A 16,506-nucleotide genomic window follows, 5' to 3' on the forward strand; every position below is an offset into this window, starting at 1 on the left:
GATCAGGCGGCCTGCCGGTCGAACTGGCCGTGCCGCATGAAGCGCCACAGGTAGCCGGGCAGGATCGCCCCCATCGCCGTGGGGGCGACGCCGAAGGCGGCAAGCGTGCGCTTGTCGCGGATGGCCGCCTCGGAGACGACATTGTCGGCCTGCAGCAGCTCGACCTGGTCGCCGGTGATGAGCGGCGCGGGCAGGAGCGAGAGCGGCAAGGCCAGCAGCTTGGCCAGGCCGGCCGGCAGCGGCACGACGGGATTGGTCCGGCCGGTCCCGGCGACCACGCGCTTGACCAGCTCGGTATGGGACACGACTTCCGGCCCGCCGAGCTCATAGATCCGTCCGCCCTTGACTGCGCCCTCGGCCGCGGCGGCAATGGCGAGCGCGAGGTCGCCCACATAGAGCGGCTGGAAGCGGGATTTGCCGCCGATCACCGGCAGCACCGGCAGCAGGCGGGCCAGCTTGCCGTAGAGGTTGATGAAGCCGTCGCCGGGCCCGAACACGATCGAGGGACGGATCACCACCGCCGACGAGAAGGCCGACAGCACTTCGCTCTCGCCCAGCGCCTTGGAGCGCGCGTAGCTGCTCGGGCTCTGCGCATCGGCGCCGATGGCCGAGACATGCACCAGGTGCTCGACCCCCAGCGCCGTCGCCGCCTCGGCAATATTGCGCGCGCCCTGCGCGTGGACGGCGCGGAAGCGCTGCTTGCCGCTCTCGTGGCCGATGCCGACGAGGTTGACGACGATCGAGGCGCCCCTGATGGCGCGCTCGACCGAATCACGGTTGCGGATATTGGCCTGGATGGGCATCACCTGCCCGACCATGCCGAGCGGCTTGACGTGCCCGGCGAGGTCGGGCCGACGCACCGCCACCCGGATGCGATAGCCCCTGTCCGTCAGTACCTGCACCAGCTGTGTCCCGATGAAACCGGCACCGCCGAAAATGGTGACGAGATTGTTCGAGAACTCCATGGCGCTTGCGGCTCCCTTGGCGCGATCAGGCTGCCCCGCTTCTAGCGCGCGCGGGGAGGTCGTGTCGAGGGTTCGGACCGTCGCAGCCCGCATGTCCGCGGCGCCTGCGGGCACGGCGATGCACATTCTGTCGCCAACAGTGAACCGGCGCATTGACACGCCCCTCGCCTTCCCCTACGTAGCGGCGCCCATCGGATTGCCCTGGTGGCGGAATTGGTAGACGCGCACGGTTCAGGTCCGTGTGTTTAACGACGTGGAGGTTCGAGTCCTCTCCAGGGCACCATCGCTGCTTCCGGACTACCAACCGGCTCGATAGCTTACGGGTTTTCAACGTCTTGCCCGGATGAGATTGTGCAACAAAGGTGTGCACCGGTGCTCCCAGGGCTGGCCTTTCACACCGTTCCCGCAACCCGTTGCCGACACGACCGAGATCAGGCCACCCGCCTGCCCTCGGCGTCGATCACCACCTCGCCGTCCTCCTTGATGAAGGGGCCAATGTCGGGGTTGTCGAGGATGTCCAGCACCAGTTCGGACGGCCGGCATAGCCGCGTGCCGCGCGGGGCGACGACGAAGGGGCGGTTGAGCAGGATCGGGTGGCGCCCGATCGCATCGAGCAGCTCATCGTCGGTCTTGCCCGGGTCGCCGAGGTCGAGGTCGTCGAACGGCGTGTCCTTGCGCCGCAGCGCCTCGCGGACGGTGAGGCCGGCGTCGCCGACGAGCCGGGCCACGGTTTCCCGGTCTGGCGGCGTCTTCAGGTACTCGACCACCGTCGGCTCGACGCCGCTCTGGCGGATCATCGCGAGGGTGTTGCGGGAGGTGCCGCAATCGGGGTTGTGGTAGATCGTGACGGTCATGTTGCCTGCTCTGGTGCCAGGAACCACCGGCAGAAACCGGCGGCAAGAAGGGCTCCGGACAGCTGCGCGACGATGAACAGGGGTACATCGTCGGGCCGGATGCCGGAGAAGGTGGGGGTCAGCGCCCGCGCCAGCGTCACGGCCGGGTTTGCGAACGAGGTCGAGGCGGTGAACCAGTAGGCGGCGACGATGTAGCTGCCGACCAGTGCCGGCACGGCCTGCGGCCGGCTCCGCGCAGCGATCAGGATGGTCAGCAGCAGGCCGAAAGTGGCGACACTCTCGGAGAGCCACTGGGTCATGCCGGTGCGGGGCTGAGCGCCGAGCGCAAGCGCCGGGACGTCGAACATCAGGTGCGCGACGATGGTACCGGCGATGCCGCCGAGGACCTGCGCAACCACGTAGAGCCCGGCGGCGCGCCACGGCAAGGCCCGTTGCAGGGCCGAAACCAGCGTCACCGCCGGATTGAAGTGCGCTCCCGAGACCGGGCCGAGGATGGTGATCAGCACGAACAGGATGGCCCCGGTGGGAACCGTGTTGCCGAGCAGGCCCAACGCGACATCGTCGGTCAACCGATCGGCCATGATGCCCGAGCCGACTACCGTCGCCACCAGCATGGCTGTTCCCAGCGCCTCGGCGGCGAGCCGGCGGACGAGATCAGCAGCCATCGGGCGCCCCGGCAGCCGGCTGCGTGCAGGTTCTGTCCACTCTCATTCAGGCCACCTGCGGCGCCAGCACGGTTCCACCCTGCATGGCGCCGATGCCGCGCAGCCTGCCGGTCAGCGTCAGCCGGTCGATGCTATCGAGCGGCAGGCTGATGAACGCGCCGATACGATTGCGCATATAGCCGAGGGCGCCCTCGAAGGCCGCGCGCTGCCTGAAGTCCGGGCCCTGCACGGCGGCAGGATCTTCGATGCCCCAGTGGGCAGTCAACGGCTGGCCCGGCCAGATCGGGCACGCTTCTCCAGCGGCCTGGTCGCAGACGGTGAATACGAAGTCCATCTTCGGCGCATCCGGGCCGGCGAACTCGTCCCAGGCTTTCGAGCGCAGCCCTTCGGTGGAAATGCCCGCCGCCGCAAGCACCTCCAGCGTCATGGGATGTACCTGGCCCTTGGGATGGCTGCCGGCGGAGTAGGCCCGAAACCGGTCGCCGCCGACATGGTTGAGCAGCGCCTCGCCCAGGATCGAGCGGGCTGAGTTGCCGGTGCAGAGGAAGAGGGCGTTGTAGACGCGGTCAGCAGGCACAGGTGGCCTCCCTGGTTGAGGTGGAGCAGCAATCGGCGGCGACCGCGGCAGCGGGGAAACAGACCTCGGGATGTCCCGAGCAGCAGTCGCGCATGAGGAACTCGACGAGGCCCGACAGGCCCTCGAAGTTCGCCGAATAGAGGATCGAGCGGGCCTCGCGCCGGGAGGTCACGAGGCCTGCCCGTTCGAGGTTCGCCAGGTGGAAGGAGGCACTGGAGGACGAGGCGCCGACGACCTCGGCAACGGCCCCGGCCGGCATGCCGCCAGGTCCGGCCACCACCAAGGCCCGCACCATCTGCAACCGGGTCGGCTGGGACAGGGCGCCGAACGCCGCGAGGGCCTGCGGTTCGTCGAGTCTCATTTCAACCTCTCAAGAGTTATTGAAATGGTGATAGCCTGCGGCGGACGCCGACGCCAGTCCCCGGCGATCACCGGCGTGACGCTCACCCTCGGTCCGGCGCTCGCGGGCGCGGCGCTCGCCGCCATCGTGACGCATCGACAAACCACTCCCGGTGCGTGAGTATCCTGACGATGACGGACACCCAGCGGCTCCATCCTACCGGCAGGCTCGTGCCCGACGAGCTCGATGAGGCCATGGTGCGCGCCGTGGTCGACGCCTTCTACGCCCGGGCGCGGCGGGACGAGGTCGTGGGACCGGTGTTCAACCGCGTGATCGCGCCCGAGGACTGGCCGGCGCACCTCGACAAGATCGCCGACTTCTGGAGCTCGATGCTGCTGGGCACCGGTCGCTACATGGGCCGGCCGATGCCCAGGCACATCGCCATCCCCGAGCTCGCGGACACGCATTTCCAGCGCTGGCTGACGCTGTTCCGGATGACCGTCGAGGAGCTGTGCCCGCCGGCCGTGGCGGCGCTGTTCGTCGAGCGGGCCGAGACCATCGGCAACAACTTCCGCATCCGCATCGCCCAGTTCCGCGGCGAGGACCCGCGCCAGCTCAAGCTGATGCGGGCGGGGACCGCGCTGTAGCGCGCGCCGCTGGCGGCAGCCGGGCTACTCCTCGATGACGGCAAAGAGCTGGCGGCGCACCTCGGCCTCGTCGCCGGCCCGCGCCGCGGCCTCGAGCGCAGCCAGTGCGGCGGTGAGTTGCTTGGCGCGCAGCGAGGCCGGGGCAGCTTTCAGGATGCGCGGCTGGCTGGTGCGCTGCGCGTTGGCCGGATCGAAGAACAGCTCCTCGACCAGCTTCTCTCCCGGCCGCATGCCGGTCTCGACCAGCGCGATGTCCCCCCCGGGGTTGTCGGCGGTCTTTACGGTCAGGCCGGCGAGGCGGATCATGTTCTCGGCGAGTTCGCGGATGGCGACTGGCTCACCCATCTCGAGCAGGAACACGTCGCCGCCCTCCGCCAGCGCACCGGCCTGGACGATCAGTTCGGCCGCCTCGTGGATCGACATGAAATAGCGCGTCATGCGGCTGTCGGTCAGCGTCACCGGCCCGCCGGCGGCAATCTGTTCGCGGAACAGCGGCACCACGGAACCGTTCGAGCCCAGCACGTTGCCGAAGCGCACGGCGCAGTAGGGCCGATCGCGACCGGCCTGGCGCACGATCAGCTCGGCCCAGCGCTTGGTGGCGCCCATCACGCTCGAGGGCCGTACCGCCTTGTCGGTGGAAATCAGCACAAAACGCCCGATCCCGGCCTCGACCGCCGCCTCGACCAGCACGCGGGTGCCGAACACGTTGTTGCGCACTGCCTCGAGGACATTGGCTTCGAGCAGGGGCACCTGCTTGTGCGCGGCGGCGTGGAACACGACCTCGACGCGATGCTCGGTCAGCGTGCGGCGAACGAGAGGGGCATCGCAGACCGAACCGAGCACGGCGACGACCGGTACGTCGGCCACGGCCCGCAGGTGCCGCTCGACTTCGTAGAGGGCGAACTCGTTGGCTTCGAGCAGGACGAGCTTCGTCGGCCGCTGGCGGACGATCAGGCCGGTGAGTTCCGCGCCGATCGAGCCGCCGGCTCCGGTGACGAGGATGACGCGCTCCCGCAGGATCGAGGCGACCAGTACCGGATCGGCCGGCACGGCGGAGCGGCCAAGCAGGTCGTCGATGTCGATCTCGCGCAACTGGCCGACCTGGTACTTGCCGGCGACGATGTCCGAGATGGCCGGCAGCGTCCGGATCTTGACCGGCAGGCGGCTCAGCTCGGCGACGATGCGGCCGCGCTGGCCGGCATCGGCCGAGGCGATCGACAGGACGACCTCGCGCACGCCGCGGTTGCGGATCAGCTCGTCGAGCTTGGCCGGCGGATAGACGCGAATACCGGCGACATCGCGTCCCCACAGCGTACGATCGTCGTCGAGGAAGGCGACGACGTAGTTTCGGCTGCCGTTGCGCAGGGCCTCGGCCAGCTGGGTGCCGGCCGAGCCCGCGCCGTAGATGACGACACCGCGGGCATGGCCCATGTTGCGCTCGGGCAGCGACAGCAGTCCCTTGGCGAGGAAGCGCGAACCGGCGACGAGCAGCGTGCCGAAGACGAAATAGAACAGCGGCACGGTGCGTGGAAATACGGCGAGGCGCAGGGCCTCGGCGACGAACAGCGCCGCCACCCAGATCACGGTGGCAACGAGCATCGCCTCGATCATGGTCCACAGCGCACGCTCCGGCAGGTAGCGGATCACGGCGCGATAGAGCCCGAGGCGAACGAACACCGGCACGGCGATCACCGGCGCCAGCAGCATCAGGCCGAGATGGGCCGGACCCGGCGGGGCATAGGGCGGCGCGAGGCGGATGGCAAAGCTCAGCCACAGCACCCCGAACAGGCCCACCATGTCGAAGCCGATGAACAGGACGCGCTTCAACGGGCGCGGCAGGCTGCTGAGCGCATCCCGGACTTTTTCCAATGCGTCCATTCGACCCACATGCCGCCCAGCCGGTCGCGGCGCCGCGACCGAGAGGTTTCTTAGCGGTGCGGCCCGGCCTTTCCAACGCCTTTATGCTGTGGCATCACAGCCCCTACCGTTCGATCAGGATCACGACATGACCGTCAGACTGCACCGGGGCGACCTGCCCGACCTGTCCCGCTATGGCCGGGAGGTGGCGATCGACACCGAGACGATGGGGCTCGATCCGCGGCGCGACCGGCTGTGCGTGGTGCAGCTGTCGCCGGGCGACGGCAGCGCCGACGTGGTGCAGATCCCGGCCGACCTCAAGGAGGCGCCGAACCTGGTGAAGCTGCTCTCCGATCCCGGGGTCACCAAGATTTTCCACTACGCGCGCTTCGACATGGCGGTGCTGAAGCACCGCTTCGGCATCGTCACCGGGCCGATCTACTGCACCAAGATCGCCTCGCGGCTGGTGCGCACCTATACCGACCGGCACGGGCTCAAGGACCTGGTGCGCGAGCTGCTGAACATCGACCTCAACAAGCAGCAACAGAGTTCGGACTGGGGCGCCGAGAAGATCTCCGAGGCGCAGCTCGACTATGCCGCCTCCGACGTGCTCTATCTGCACGACGTCAAGCGCCATCTCGATCGCATGCTGAAGCGCGAGGGGCGCGTCGAGCTGGCCGCCGCCTGCTTCGAGTTCCTCAAGCACCGGATCGACCTTGACCTCCAGGGCTGGGACGAGACGGACATCTTCGCGCACAGCTGATGGCCGCGGTCGCCGCTCCCACCGACACGCGCGAGCGGCTCTATCGTGGCCTGATGCGGCGCAACCGGATCGTGGCCGTGCTGCGCTGGGTGGTCCCGGCCGCGGGCGCCGCGGTGCTGGCGGTGGTGATCGGGGCGATGGCGCTCGACGCCCTCGCGCACCGCTTCGGCTTCGCCAACATCCGCATCGACCGCGACAACCTCGTGGTCGAGACGCCGCAACTCACCTCGACCGGGCAGGACGGCACGGTGTTCTCGGTCACGGCCCAGTCGGCCCGGGTGTCGGTGACGCAGCGCGACATCATCGACATGGCCGAGGCACGCCTCACCATGGCCCCCAGCAAGGGCGCGACGGTGACGGCGACGGCCGCGGCGGCGCAGTTCCAGACCTCCAACCAGCTCCTCAGCGTCCCGGGCACCACCCGCGTGCAGGGCACGGACGGGCTCGAGGGCACGGTGGACGGGATCTTCGCCGACCTGATGCAGTGGACGATGACGGCGAGCGGCAAGGTCCATCTCAGCATGCCGGACGGCGCGACGCTCGATGCCGGCGGCATGAGCTACGACCACAAGACCCGGCTCTACAGCTTCAAGGACGTGACGGTGAACCTGACCATGACGCCGGGGGAAGGCAAGTGAAGCACCGCCTCGCCCTCGCTCTCGCCCTGCTGCTGCTCGCCGCCCCGGTCGTCGCCGCCGAGCCGGTCAAGATCACGGCCGACAACTTCACCGTCGACCAGGGCAACAAGTCCGGCACGTTCACCGGCAGCGTCGTCATCACCCGCACCAACCTGACGATCTGGGCCAACAAGGTGGTGGTCACCTACGGCAAGGGCGGCGAGAGCGACATCGACACCATCACCGCCACCGGCGCGGTGCGGATCAAGACCCCGGCGCAGGAAGCCACCGGCGGCCGCGCCACGTTCGATCCACTGACCCAGATCCTCAAGCTCACCGAGAACGTCACCGTGCTCAACGCCCAGGGCAAGGTGAGCGGACCGGAACTCACCATCAACCTGGCCAGCCAAACCTCGACCTTCGAGGGCGGCAAGGGCGGGCGGGTCACCGGGGTGTTCACCCCGCAATGAGCGCCGCCGCGGACCCCTCAGGTACCCTCGACCAGAGCGGCTGGCTCGTGGCGCACGGGCTCAACAAGCGCTTCGGCAAGCGCACCGTGGTCGAGGACGTGAGTCTGGCGGTGCGGCGCGGCGAGGCGGTGGGCCTGCTCGGCCCGAACGGCGCCGGCAAGACCACGGTCTTCACCATGATCATGGGGCTGGTCAAGCCGGACAAGGGCCGCATCCTGCTCGACGGGCGGCCGATCACCAACCTGCCGCTGTTCCAGCGCGGCCGGCTCGGCATCGGCTACCTGCCGCAGGAAAGCTCGATCTTCCGGGGCTTGAGCGTCGAGGGCAACATCCTTGCCGTGCTCGAGGGCCACGTCCCGCGCCGCGCCGCCCGCATCGAGCGGCTCAACCAGTTGCTCGACGAGTTCCACATCCGCCACATCGCCAGGTCCAATGCGATGGCGCTGTCGGGCGGCGAACGCCGCCGCGTCGAAATCGCCCGCGCCGTGGCCTCCGACCCGTTGTTCATCCTGCTCGACGAGCCCTTCGCCGGGGTCGATCCGATCGCGGTGGGCGAGGTGAAGACCCTGGTCCGGCACCTGACGCGGCGCGGCATCGGCGTGCTGATCACCGATCACTCGGTGCGCGAGACGCTGTCGCTGGTCGATCGCGCCTACCTGATCCACGAGGGGCGCGTGATGATCCAGGGCAAGCCCGAGATGATCGCCGCCGACCCCGAGGCGCGGCGGGTCTACCTGGGCGACACGTTCGACACGTGAAATGCTCCCCTCCCCCTTGAGGGAGGGGTCGGGGGTGGGGTCCATCGGCGATCACAGGAGCACCCCCTCCCTCGCTCCCTCCCCTCAAGGGGGAGGGAGGCCCCCGCAACAAGCGAGACGCGCTGCAGCTTGGCACGCTTCTTGCCCTCCATCCTTGCCCAACCGGACCGAATGTGCATTGTGACAGCGGGAAGCCTGTTACGTGCCGCGGGAGTGTAGTGCATGGCCTTGTCGCCACGGCTTGAGGTTCGCCAGGGCCAGAGCCTGACGCTCACGCCGCAATTGATGCAGTCGATCCGGCTGCTGCAGCTCAGCCACCTCGAACTCAATGCCTTCGTCGAAGCCGAACTGCTGCGCAACCCGCTGCTCGAGCGCGAGGACGCAGAGCCGGGCGAGACCGACACGGTCGAGCCAGCCGAGCGTCCGGTCGAACTCAACGCCGCCGAGGACACGGTCGACTTCTCCGAGCGCATCCAGTCGGCCGACTCGATCGCCGACGGCTACGACACTGCGGTCGAGAACGTCTTCCCAGAGCAGGACAGCACCGACCGGCGCGCCGATGCGCAGCCCTGGAGCGAACGCGGTGGCGGCGACGGCGAGCCGGCCGACATCGACCAGTTCGTCGCGGCGCGGCTCAGCCTCGGCGATCACCTTGCCGCGCAGGCCGGCCTCATCATCGCCGACCCGGCTGAGCGCCTGATCGCGCAGTTCCTGATCGACAGCCTGAACGAGGCAGGCTACCTCGCCGTCGAGCTCGATACCGTCGCCACACAACTCGGTGCGCCGCTGGAGTCGGTCGAAGCTGTGCTGGGAAAGCTGCAGACCCTCGACCCTGTCGGCGTATTCGCCCGCGACGTGCGCGAATGCCTCGCTCTGCAACTGCGGGAGAAGGATCGGCTCGATCCGCTGATGCAGCGCCTGCTCGACCATCTGGAGCTAATCGCCGGGCACGACATGGCCAGGCTGATGCGCGACGTCGGCGTCGACCGCGAGGATCTGGCCGACATGCTGGCCGAGTTGCGCCAGCTCGACCCCAAGCCCGGTCGCGCCTTCGAGTCCGGGCCGGTGGAGGCCGTGGTTCCGGATGTCTATGTCCGTCCGGGTCCCGGCGGCGAGTGGCAGATCGAGCTCAATTCCGACGTGCTGCCGCGCGTGCTCGTCAACCGCACCTACTATGCCTCGGTGACCAGGAAGACGCGCGATACGGCGGAAAAGACCTTCCTCACCGATTGCCTCGCCACTGCCAACTGGCTGGCCAAGAGCCTCGACCAGCGCGCCCAGACCATCCTCAAGGTCACCGCCGAGATCGTCAGGCAGCAGGACGGCTTCCTGCAGCACGGCATCACGCATCTGAGGCCGATGACGCTCAGGGCCGTCGCCGATGCCATCGAGATGCACGAGTCGACGGTGAGCCGCGTCACCTCGAACAAATACGTGTCGACGCCGCGCGGCCTGTTCGAGATGAAGTACTTCTTCACCACCGCGCTCGCCTCGTCGACCGGCGAGGGGGACCACTCGGCGGAAGCGGTGCGTTATCGCATCCGGCAACTGATCGAGGCCGAGCAGCCGGGCGACATCCTCTCGGACGACACGATCGCCGAGATGCTCCAGAAGGAAAAGGGCATCGAGGTGGCCCGCCGCACGGTCGCCAAGTATCGCGAAGGCATGAACATCCCGAGTTCGGTCATCCGCCGGCGGCAGAAACGGGCCCTGGCGGCAGCGCGGTAAGCTGCCTGGCCGGCTCCTCCGCCGAAGCAGAAAAGATATGCCCTCTTCTCGCACCGGCTTTTGTCGCCGCACAATCCCCGCGACCCGATCCGCATTCGCCGCATTGCCCCCTGCGAGGGGGCGGGCTAGACTCCTGCTTGCCGGGGAGTTCACCTCTGGTGGTGGGCGGCTCCGGCCGGCTACCACCAATTCAAGAGAGGACTTCCATGACTCTGCGTGTTTCAGGAAAGAACATGGATGTCGGCGACGCGCTTCGGGCCAAGGCACAGGGGCACTTCGACGCGGTCGTGAAGAAGTATTTCGACGGCAACTACAACGGCCACATGACGCTCGAGCCGGAGGGCTCGGGGTTCAACGCGCAATGCCTCGTTCACCTCGACTCTGGCACGGTGCTGCAGTCGAACGCCTATGGCGGCGACGCCATCTCGGCCTACCAGCTGATGGTCGACGCGATCGAGAAGCGGCTGCGGCGCTATAACCGCAAGCTCAAGGCCCATCGCAAGCACAACGGCACGAACGAGGAGGCCCCGTCATACGTGCTCGCCGCCCCGGGCGACGAGGAGCTCGCCGAGGACTACTCCCCGCCGGTGATCGCCGAGACCACCTCGAGCCTGAGGCAGATGTCTGTGGGAGAAGCGGTCATGCAGCTTGATCTGACCCAGGCAGAAGTGGTCGTATTCCGGCATGCTGGACATGGTGGCCTGAATGTGGTCTACCGCCGCGCCGACGGCAATATTGGCTGGATCGATCCTGCCCTCAAGCCGAACTAGGGCTCCCAGAGAGCGTGTCCTCTCCGCTTCCACGATAGGAACTTCTTGATGGAATTGGCTGATATCCTCTCCGAGGAGGCCGTGATTGTTTGCTCGGGCATCAAGACCAAGTCCGAGGTCCTGCACAAGCTCTCCGAATGCGCTGCCAGGGTCACCGGACAGAGTGTAGCGACCATCTTCGAAGCGGTGAATGCGCGCGAGCAACTGGGGTCGACCGGCCTCGGCAACGGCATCGCCATTCCGCACGGCAAGTTCGCCGGTCTGGATTCGGTGTCGGCCGTGTTCGCCAGGCTGACCACGCCGATCGACTTCGAGGCGGTCGACGACCAGCCGGTCGACCTGGTCATGATGCTGCTCGCCCCCCTGGGGGCGGGCGCCGACCACCTGAAGGCCCTGGCCCGGGTGGCGCGCCTGCTGCGCACCGATGCGGTCGTGGCACGCCTGCGCGCGGCCGAGGACGCCGCAGAACTGTACGCGATCCTGACCCAGCCGCTCACCCAGACGCAGGCCGCCTGAGAGCCCGCAGACGGCCTCGGCTGCAGCCACCACCGACCTCTTGGCCCCGCGATAGCGGGAATCTCTGTCTTGGGAGGCCCCGTAAACGGGGTTTCCCGCTTTCGCGGGAATGGCCCGGTGCTGAACTCCGTCGCTCAGCGATGGAGGATCAAGCCGTCAGTGCAGGGTGACGATGCCGAAGGACTTGTCGCTCAGCCACTCTGCGACGGCCTCTTCGCTATCGCCGACCATCAGCGGCGAGCCATCGGCCGAGACCACGATGTGGAAATCGGTCTCCTCGTCGAAATCGGCGCCGGGCAGGATCGGCCCCATCTCCGCGCCCTTGACGTGCTTGACATAGACCACCGCGTTGCCGCCGAGCGCCATGAACTGGGCTTCGGTCAGGTTCCGCAGGGGATTGTCGAAAGGCTGTTCTCTGTTCTCTTGCATCTCATGTTCCCCTTTCTAGGCAGAACGTATCTCGATCCGACGGGCAATCTTTTCGGCCTTTGGACGAACAACTGAGATCACCAGCATCCCGTTCCTCAGTTCGGCGTCCTGGACCACCATGCCGTCGGCGAGCAGGAAGTTCCTTTGAAACTGCCGCGCGGCGATGCCGCGATGCAGGTATTCGCGTGTCGCGTCGTCCTTCTGCCGGCCGCGCACCAGCAACTGGTTGTCTTCCACCGTGACGTCGAGGTCGCTCTCGGCGAACCCGGCGACGGCGATGGAAATGACGAAGCTCTCCGCGCCCTCCCGCTCGAGCGTGCGCTCGATGTTGTAGGGCGGATAGCCGTCGGCGGCCTTGCTCAAGCGGTCGATGCGTTCCTCGAAGGCATCGAAACCAAGCAGGAAGGGCGCCGAAAACATGGAGACGCGCGACATCCGATCGTCCTTGTTCAAAGCAACGGTTCGTGAAGCGGCCCGAGTTTCAGTGGCACCGTTTCATGCTCGTGATATGGGTCCGGCACGGGGCCGGATCAAGTCCGGCGGGGGGTAGGAGAACCAGGACTTGGAGCAACAGACGGTGGCGGTGGTGATCCCCGCCTACAAGGCCGAGCGGTTTATCGGCGAGGCGGTGAAATCGGTCCTGGCGCAGAGCTTTCCGGACTGGCAGATCTGGATCATCGCCGATGACGGCACCGACTACGAGGCGCTGCTGGGCCGGGCCGGCCTCAGCGATCCACGCTTCCACTTCCTCTCGACCGGCCGGGTCGCTGCCGGCGCCTCGCGCGCCCGCAACCTCGCACTCGACCGGATCGAGACGCCCTACGCCGCCATCCTCGATGCCGATGACCGACTGAAGCCGAACAAGCTGGAACTGGCGATCGCGGCGCTTGCCGAAGCGCCGATCGTCTCGAGCGCGCTCGACGTGATGGACGAGCGCTACCGGCGGCTGCGACTGGTGGGCGACGGTCCGGACCGCCGCCTGGCGCCGGGGAGCTACAAGTTCACCAACCTGTCGATGGATTCGATGATCGTCTGGGACCGGCGCCGGTGCGATGCCCGCTACGACCCCGACCTTTCCAACATGACCGATCTCGAACTGTTGATGCAGTTGTGGCGTACCGCCGGGGTCGTGCATCACCTGGGCACGCCGCAGCACGACTACGTCAAGATCGCCAGTTCGATGAGCAATAGCGAAGGTGTCACCGCCAGGATGATCGCGTCCAAGACCACCCTGCTCGAGCGGCTGCAGGGCGGGCACTACAGCTTCGCCGCCCCCGACGCCGCCGAGGGCCTGATCGCCTTCCTCGAGTTGTCGCTGGCCGCCGAGGCCGCTTATCCGGCCGCGCTTCAGGAAAAGCCCGGCCTGTTGTTCGAGGACCATCTCGAGCCGATGCTCAGGGCCCATGAGGCGCGGGTAAAGGGGGACTAGCGGACTGCACCGGCGGCCGCCGTAACGCACAGAGTCATTCCCGCGAAAGCGGGAACCTCTGTTTTCGGCGCGTGCGGCCAACGGAGATCCCCGCTTTCGCGGGGATGACCCGGGTGTGGTCCGAAAACAAGCTTCTCCCCATCCGGCCGTTCAGCCCCGCAGCGCCTTCTCTACATCCGCCGCATAGGGCACCGAGGGCTGCGCGCCAGGCTTCAGCACGGCAAGGCTAGCGGCCACCGCAGCGCGGCGCATGGCGGGCTCGAGGGCGAGGCCCTGGTCGAGGCCGGCGGCAAGGTAGCCGCAGAAGGTGTCGCCGGCGCCCACCGTATCGACCGGCTCCACCCGCATGGCCGGCACGCTGAAGCTTCCGGCCGGGGTGGCGGCGCGGGCGCCGTCGGCCCCCAGGGTGACGATCACGGTCTGGTTCTGCGAGCGGGCCCAGTCAGTCATGGCGGCGTCGAGCCGGTCGAGTCCGGCGCCGGTCAGCAGTTCGAACTCGGTCTCGTTGGCGATGACGATCGAGGCCTGCTCGGCCACCGCCCTGGTCGTCGTGAGGAAGGGGGCGGTGTTGAGGATCGAGACCACGCCCTGCGCCTTGGCCAGTTCAAGCGCCCGTTCGGTCGCCGCCTGCGGAATCTCCTGCTGCAGCATCAGCACCGAGCCGATGCCGAGCCCGGCGAGCGCCGCATCGGCATCGGCCGGGCCCATCGTGCCGTTGGCGCCGGGCAGGATGGCGATGACGTTCTCGCCCGCGTCGTCGACGAAGATCATGGCGATGCCGGTCGGGCCCTCGACCGTGCGCACATGCGATAGATCGACCCCATCGCCGCGTAGAAGTTTCAAGGCTTCTGCTGCAAAAGCATCGGAACCTGCCGCTGCGAACATACGGACTTCCACCCCGGCCCGACGCGCCGCCAGGGCCTGGTTGGCGCCCTTGCCCCCGGCCGCCATCGAGAACTGGTGCCCCGGCACGGTCTCGCCGGGCTTGGGAATGCGGCTCACGGTGCCGATCAGGTCGAGATTGGTGGAGCCGAGAACCGTAATCATTCGAGGACCTTGGGTATGGTGTTCCAGTTGCGCATGGTGGCAACCGCCCCCTTCTCCAACTGCCGGTCGAACTTGTCCAGCCCCGGCCCATGCCGCCCGTCCGGCTGGCGCCAGCCGACGAGGAAGAGGTCGCGGGCATCGACCCGCACGATGTCATAGTCGCCGGTGGCGCCGGTGAATTTCGTGTTGTTCGACAATGGCTTATCGAACATCATCACGTAGCGATGGAACGGCCCCTCGTCGGGATAGGCGGCGAACGGAGTGGAGGCAAGCATGGCTTCTATCTCGTCGCCGGTGCGGATCAGCGCCTGGCTGGACCAGCCCCAGCGCCTCGCGATCGCCGCCTCGAGCTCGGCCTTGGGCTCATGGCCGCACTCGAAGCGCACGTTGCCGCTGGCGAGGATGGTCTTGACGCCGCTATAGCCCAGCTCTTCGCAAAGCGCCTTGAGCTCGGCCATCTTCATCTGGCGCTTGCCGACATTGACGGCCCGCAGGAAAGCGACCCAGACGGTCATTTGGCCTTCTGGGGATAGATCGTCTCCCCCGCCTTCAGCATGTCGACGAAGGTCCTGATCTTCTTCTCGCGCCCGGCGGGGGTCTTGAGGTTGTGAATACGGAAGGCGAGCGCGAAGCGGTTCTGCTCGGTCAGCTTGCCCAGCATTTCTTTCGCTGCCGGCTCGGCGTCGATCGCCGCCTGCAGGTCGTCGGGGATCTTCAGGTCCTTGCCGCTGCCATAAGCCTTGTCCCAGCGGCCATCAGCCTTGGCGGCAGCGACATGGGCGCGACCGTGGTCGGTCATCAGCCCCGCCTGTTCGAGCCGGGCGACATTGTCGACGTTGATCTTGCTCCACACGCTCTTGCGTCCACGCGGCGTGTAGCGCTGCAGGAAGCTCCTCTCGTCGTGGCCCTTGCGGATTGCGTCAATCCAGCCCCAGCACAGGACGGCGTCGATCGCCTCCTTGGCATTGATCGACTTGAGGCCCGAGCCGGCCTTGTGCATCTTGATCCAGACCTCGTCGGCCTTGTCGTGGTTGGCCGCCAGCCAGTCGTAGAACGCCCGAAAGTCTTCGAACTCGCGCACATTGTCGTGGTTGACGACGAACGGCGCCATCAGGCTGCCCCTCGCTCGACGACCTTGTGAAGCGCCGGCTCAAGCCGCTCGTCATTGGGCAGAGCGATGCCGAACGGGCCGGAGAGAACCTCGCGCAGTTCGGCGACCGAACCGAGCAACCGGGTCTCGCTGTCCCCGCCGATTGCGTGGATGTTGAAACGGAGGTTGCGGAGTGCCAGGCGCCGCCCCTTGTCGACCCGGGCCGCGACCAGCCGCTCGCGGAAGGCCGGACTCGACGAAACACTCTCGTTCATCCGGACCAGGGCATCGGCCTCCGGCTCGGCGGTGGTGAAAGCATAAAGCGGCTGCCACTCCGCCCCGATCTGCGATTCGAGCCGCCACAGGCCATCCGTTTGGCTGAGCCGACAGGGCTCGTGCGGAGTCGCCTGCTCGACATCGGCGCGCAGGCGCAGCGGCGCGGTCGGCGTCTGGCCGCCGAAGCCGACATCGACGAGGTAGCTGGAACCGGCGATGTCGACGGTGAGCAGCACATGCGTGGGCGGACCATCGACGGGCTCGACCTGCCCCCACAGCACAGTGGCCGCGTGCAGCTTCACGGCGAAGTCCAGTTCCTCGAGCATGGCCTTGAACAGCAGGTTGTGTTCGAGGCAATAGCCGCCGCGACGGTCGAACAGGAGCTTCTGCTGCAGGTTTGCGAGCTCGAGCCGGACGGGCACCCGCATCAGAGGATCGAGGTTCTCGAACGGAATGGCCGAAAGGTGCAGCTGCATCAGTTGGCCCAAGGTCTCCAGCGAAGGAGCGATCGAGCCGGCAAAGCCGATGCGCTCGAACCAGGCATCGATATTGGCCTTAGTCGCCACGGACATCCCCACCGCCGATTCCGGGAGGGCCATAATGATGAAGCGGCGCGGCTTTGTCACCCCGACCAGTGGGGAAGTGTTCACCGACGACGGCATCGGTCACAGGGTCATCCCCGCGAAAGCGGGGATCTCCGTTTTGCCG

At 67.4% G+C, this 16,506-nt stretch carries 22 protein-coding genes and 1 tRNA gene; 11 read left to right on the forward strand and 12 right to left on the reverse strand.

Annotation, left to right across the window (positions count from 1 at the left end):
* Positions 1–2: 2 nt before the first annotated feature.
* Entirely contained in the window at positions 3–965 is a 963-nt protein-coding gene (locus J0I99_RS17630; protein ID WP_291398822.1) for a complex I NDUFA9 subunit family protein, read from the reverse strand.
* A 198-nt stretch (positions 966–1,163) separates the two neighbouring features.
* On the opposite strand from J0I99_RS17630, the gene J0I99_RS17635 reads away from it, so the two are divergent.
* A tRNA-Leu gene (locus J0I99_RS17635) sits at positions 1,164–1,248 on the forward strand.
* A 148-nt stretch (positions 1,249–1,396) separates the two neighbouring features.
* Here the strand turns inward: J0I99_RS17635 and arsC are convergent.
* From arsC to J0I99_RS17655, 4 genes are read right to left on the reverse strand one after another with little or no spacing between them, the layout of a single operon-like run.
* Entirely contained in the window at positions 1,397–1,819 is a 423-nt protein-coding gene (gene arsC / locus J0I99_RS17640) for an arsenate reductase (glutaredoxin) (RefSeq protein ID WP_291398823.1), read from the reverse strand.
* Complete coding sequence (locus J0I99_RS17645; RefSeq protein WP_291398824.1) at positions 1,816–2,484, reverse strand: MIP/aquaporin family protein; 669 nt, start codon at positions 2,482–2,484, stop codon at positions 1,816–1,818. The genes arsC and J0I99_RS17645 overlap by 4 nt, the downstream gene beginning before the upstream one ends.
* Before the next feature lie 46 nt (positions 2,485–2,530).
* Positions 2,531–3,061, reverse strand: coding sequence for an arsenate reductase ArsC (locus J0I99_RS17650; RefSeq protein ID WP_291398825.1), 531 nt, complete (start codon positions 3,059–3,061; stop codon positions 2,531–2,533).
* A complete protein-coding gene (locus tag J0I99_RS17655; RefSeq protein WP_291398826.1) occupies positions 3,051–3,422 on the reverse strand; it encodes a helix-turn-helix transcriptional regulator in 372 nt (123 codons plus the stop codon). Before J0I99_RS17655 ends, J0I99_RS17650 begins: the two co-directional genes overlap by 11 nt.
* Positions 3,423–3,446: 24 nt before the next feature.
* Here J0I99_RS17655 and J0I99_RS17660 point away from each other — a divergent pair, with 24 nt between their 5' ends.
* Together J0I99_RS17660 and J0I99_RS17665 are read left to right on the forward strand one after the other, a co-directional pair.
* Positions 3,447–3,581, forward strand: coding sequence for a hypothetical protein (locus J0I99_RS17660; RefSeq protein WP_291398827.1), 135 nt, complete (start codon positions 3,447–3,449; stop codon positions 3,579–3,581).
* An 11-nt stretch (positions 3,582–3,592) separates the two neighbouring features.
* Positions 3,593–4,048, forward strand: a complete 456-nt coding sequence (locus tag J0I99_RS17665; protein ID WP_291391828.1) for a group III truncated hemoglobin — start codon at positions 3,593–3,595, stop codon at positions 4,046–4,048.
* 24 nt (positions 4,049–4,072) lie between these two features.
* Here the strand turns inward: J0I99_RS17665 and J0I99_RS17670 are convergent, their stop codons facing one another.
* The gene (locus J0I99_RS17670; RefSeq protein ID WP_291398828.1) at positions 4,073–5,926 is read right to left on the reverse strand and encodes a nucleoside-diphosphate sugar epimerase/dehydratase; all 1,854 of its coding nucleotides are present in this window, start codon (positions 5,924–5,926) and stop codon (positions 4,073–4,075) included.
* A gap of 127 nt (positions 5,927–6,053) precedes the next feature.
* Between J0I99_RS17670 and J0I99_RS17675 the strand changes: the two genes are divergently transcribed.
* The 7 genes from J0I99_RS17675 (at position 6,054) to J0I99_RS17705 (ending at position 11,527) form a co-directional block, all read left to right on the forward strand.
* Entirely contained in the window at positions 6,054–6,668 is a 615-nt protein-coding gene (locus tag J0I99_RS17675; RefSeq protein ID WP_291389971.1) for a ribonuclease H-like domain-containing protein, read from the forward strand.
* Entirely contained in the window at positions 6,668–7,306 is a 639-nt protein-coding gene (locus J0I99_RS17680) for a hypothetical protein (RefSeq protein WP_291398829.1), read from the forward strand. The genes J0I99_RS17675 and J0I99_RS17680 overlap by 1 nt, the downstream gene beginning before the upstream one ends.
* Positions 7,303–7,755 carry a lipopolysaccharide transport periplasmic protein LptA gene (lptA, locus tag J0I99_RS17685; RefSeq protein WP_291389973.1) on the forward strand — a complete coding sequence of 151 codons (453 nt, stop codon included), beginning with the start codon at positions 7,303–7,305 and terminating at the stop codon, positions 7,753–7,755. Before J0I99_RS17680 ends, lptA begins: the two co-directional genes overlap by 4 nt.
* Entirely contained in the window at positions 7,752–8,513 is a 762-nt protein-coding gene (lptB, locus tag J0I99_RS17690; RefSeq protein ID WP_291398830.1) for an LPS export ABC transporter ATP-binding protein, read from the forward strand. Before lptA ends, lptB begins: the two co-directional genes overlap by 4 nt.
* 222 nt (positions 8,514–8,735) lie before the next feature.
* On the forward strand, positions 8,736–10,241 hold the full coding sequence (rpoN, locus tag J0I99_RS17695) for an RNA polymerase factor sigma-54 (RefSeq protein WP_291398831.1): 1,506 nt from the start codon (positions 8,736–8,738) through the stop codon (positions 10,239–10,241).
* A 206-nt stretch (positions 10,242–10,447) separates the two neighbouring features.
* On the forward strand, positions 10,448–11,011 hold the full coding sequence (locus J0I99_RS17700) for an HPF/RaiA family ribosome-associated protein (protein ID WP_291392254.1): 564 nt from the start codon (positions 10,448–10,450) through the stop codon (positions 11,009–11,011).
* A gap of 48 nt (positions 11,012–11,059) precedes the next feature.
* A complete protein-coding gene (locus J0I99_RS17705; RefSeq protein WP_291392252.1) occupies positions 11,060–11,527 on the forward strand; it encodes a PTS sugar transporter subunit IIA in 468 nt (155 codons plus the stop codon).
* A gap of 156 nt (positions 11,528–11,683) precedes the next feature.
* On the opposite strand, the gene J0I99_RS17710 is transcribed toward J0I99_RS17705, so the two are convergent.
* Positions 11,684–11,956, reverse strand: a complete 273-nt coding sequence (locus J0I99_RS17710; protein ID WP_291392251.1) for a DUF1150 family protein — start codon at positions 11,954–11,956, stop codon at positions 11,684–11,686.
* 15 nt (positions 11,957–11,971) lie between these two features.
* Complete coding sequence (locus tag J0I99_RS17715) at positions 11,972–12,391, reverse strand: Hsp20 family protein (RefSeq protein ID WP_291392250.1); 420 nt, start codon at positions 12,389–12,391, stop codon at positions 11,972–11,974.
* Positions 12,392–12,518: 127 nt separating this feature from the next.
* Between J0I99_RS17715 and J0I99_RS17720 the strand changes: the two genes are divergently transcribed.
* Complete coding sequence (locus J0I99_RS17720) at positions 12,519–13,385, forward strand: glycosyltransferase family A protein (protein ID WP_291398832.1); 867 nt, start codon at positions 12,519–12,521, stop codon at positions 13,383–13,385.
* A 150-nt stretch (positions 13,386–13,535) separates the two neighbouring features.
* Here J0I99_RS17720 and J0I99_RS17725 read toward each other — a convergent pair whose 3' ends face one another.
* From J0I99_RS17725 to J0I99_RS17740, 4 genes are read right to left on the reverse strand one after another with little or no spacing between them, the layout of a single operon-like run.
* The gene (locus J0I99_RS17725) at positions 13,536–14,432 is read right to left on the reverse strand and encodes a ribokinase (protein ID WP_291398833.1); all 897 of its coding nucleotides are present in this window, start codon (positions 14,430–14,432) and stop codon (positions 13,536–13,538) included.
* Positions 14,429–14,947 carry a DUF1697 domain-containing protein gene (locus J0I99_RS17730; protein WP_291398834.1) on the reverse strand — a complete coding sequence of 173 codons (519 nt, stop codon included), beginning with the start codon at positions 14,945–14,947 and terminating at the stop codon, positions 14,429–14,431. The genes J0I99_RS17725 and J0I99_RS17730 overlap by 4 nt, the downstream gene beginning before the upstream one ends.
* The gene (locus J0I99_RS17735) at positions 14,944–15,543 is read right to left on the reverse strand and encodes a YdeI family protein (RefSeq protein ID WP_291392231.1); all 600 of its coding nucleotides are present in this window, start codon (positions 15,541–15,543) and stop codon (positions 14,944–14,946) included. Before J0I99_RS17735 ends, J0I99_RS17730 begins: the two co-directional genes overlap by 4 nt.
* Positions 15,543–16,370, reverse strand: coding sequence for an arylamine N-acetyltransferase (locus J0I99_RS17740; RefSeq protein ID WP_291398835.1), 828 nt, complete (start codon positions 16,368–16,370; stop codon positions 15,543–15,545). Before J0I99_RS17740 ends, J0I99_RS17735 begins: the two co-directional genes overlap by 1 nt.
* Positions 16,371–16,506 lie beyond the last annotated feature (136 nt).

Origin of the sequence: Devosia sp. (genome assembly GCF_017307495.1) — a bacterium.
Lineage (GTDB): Bacteria > Pseudomonadota > Alphaproteobacteria > Rhizobiales > Devosiaceae > Devosia_A.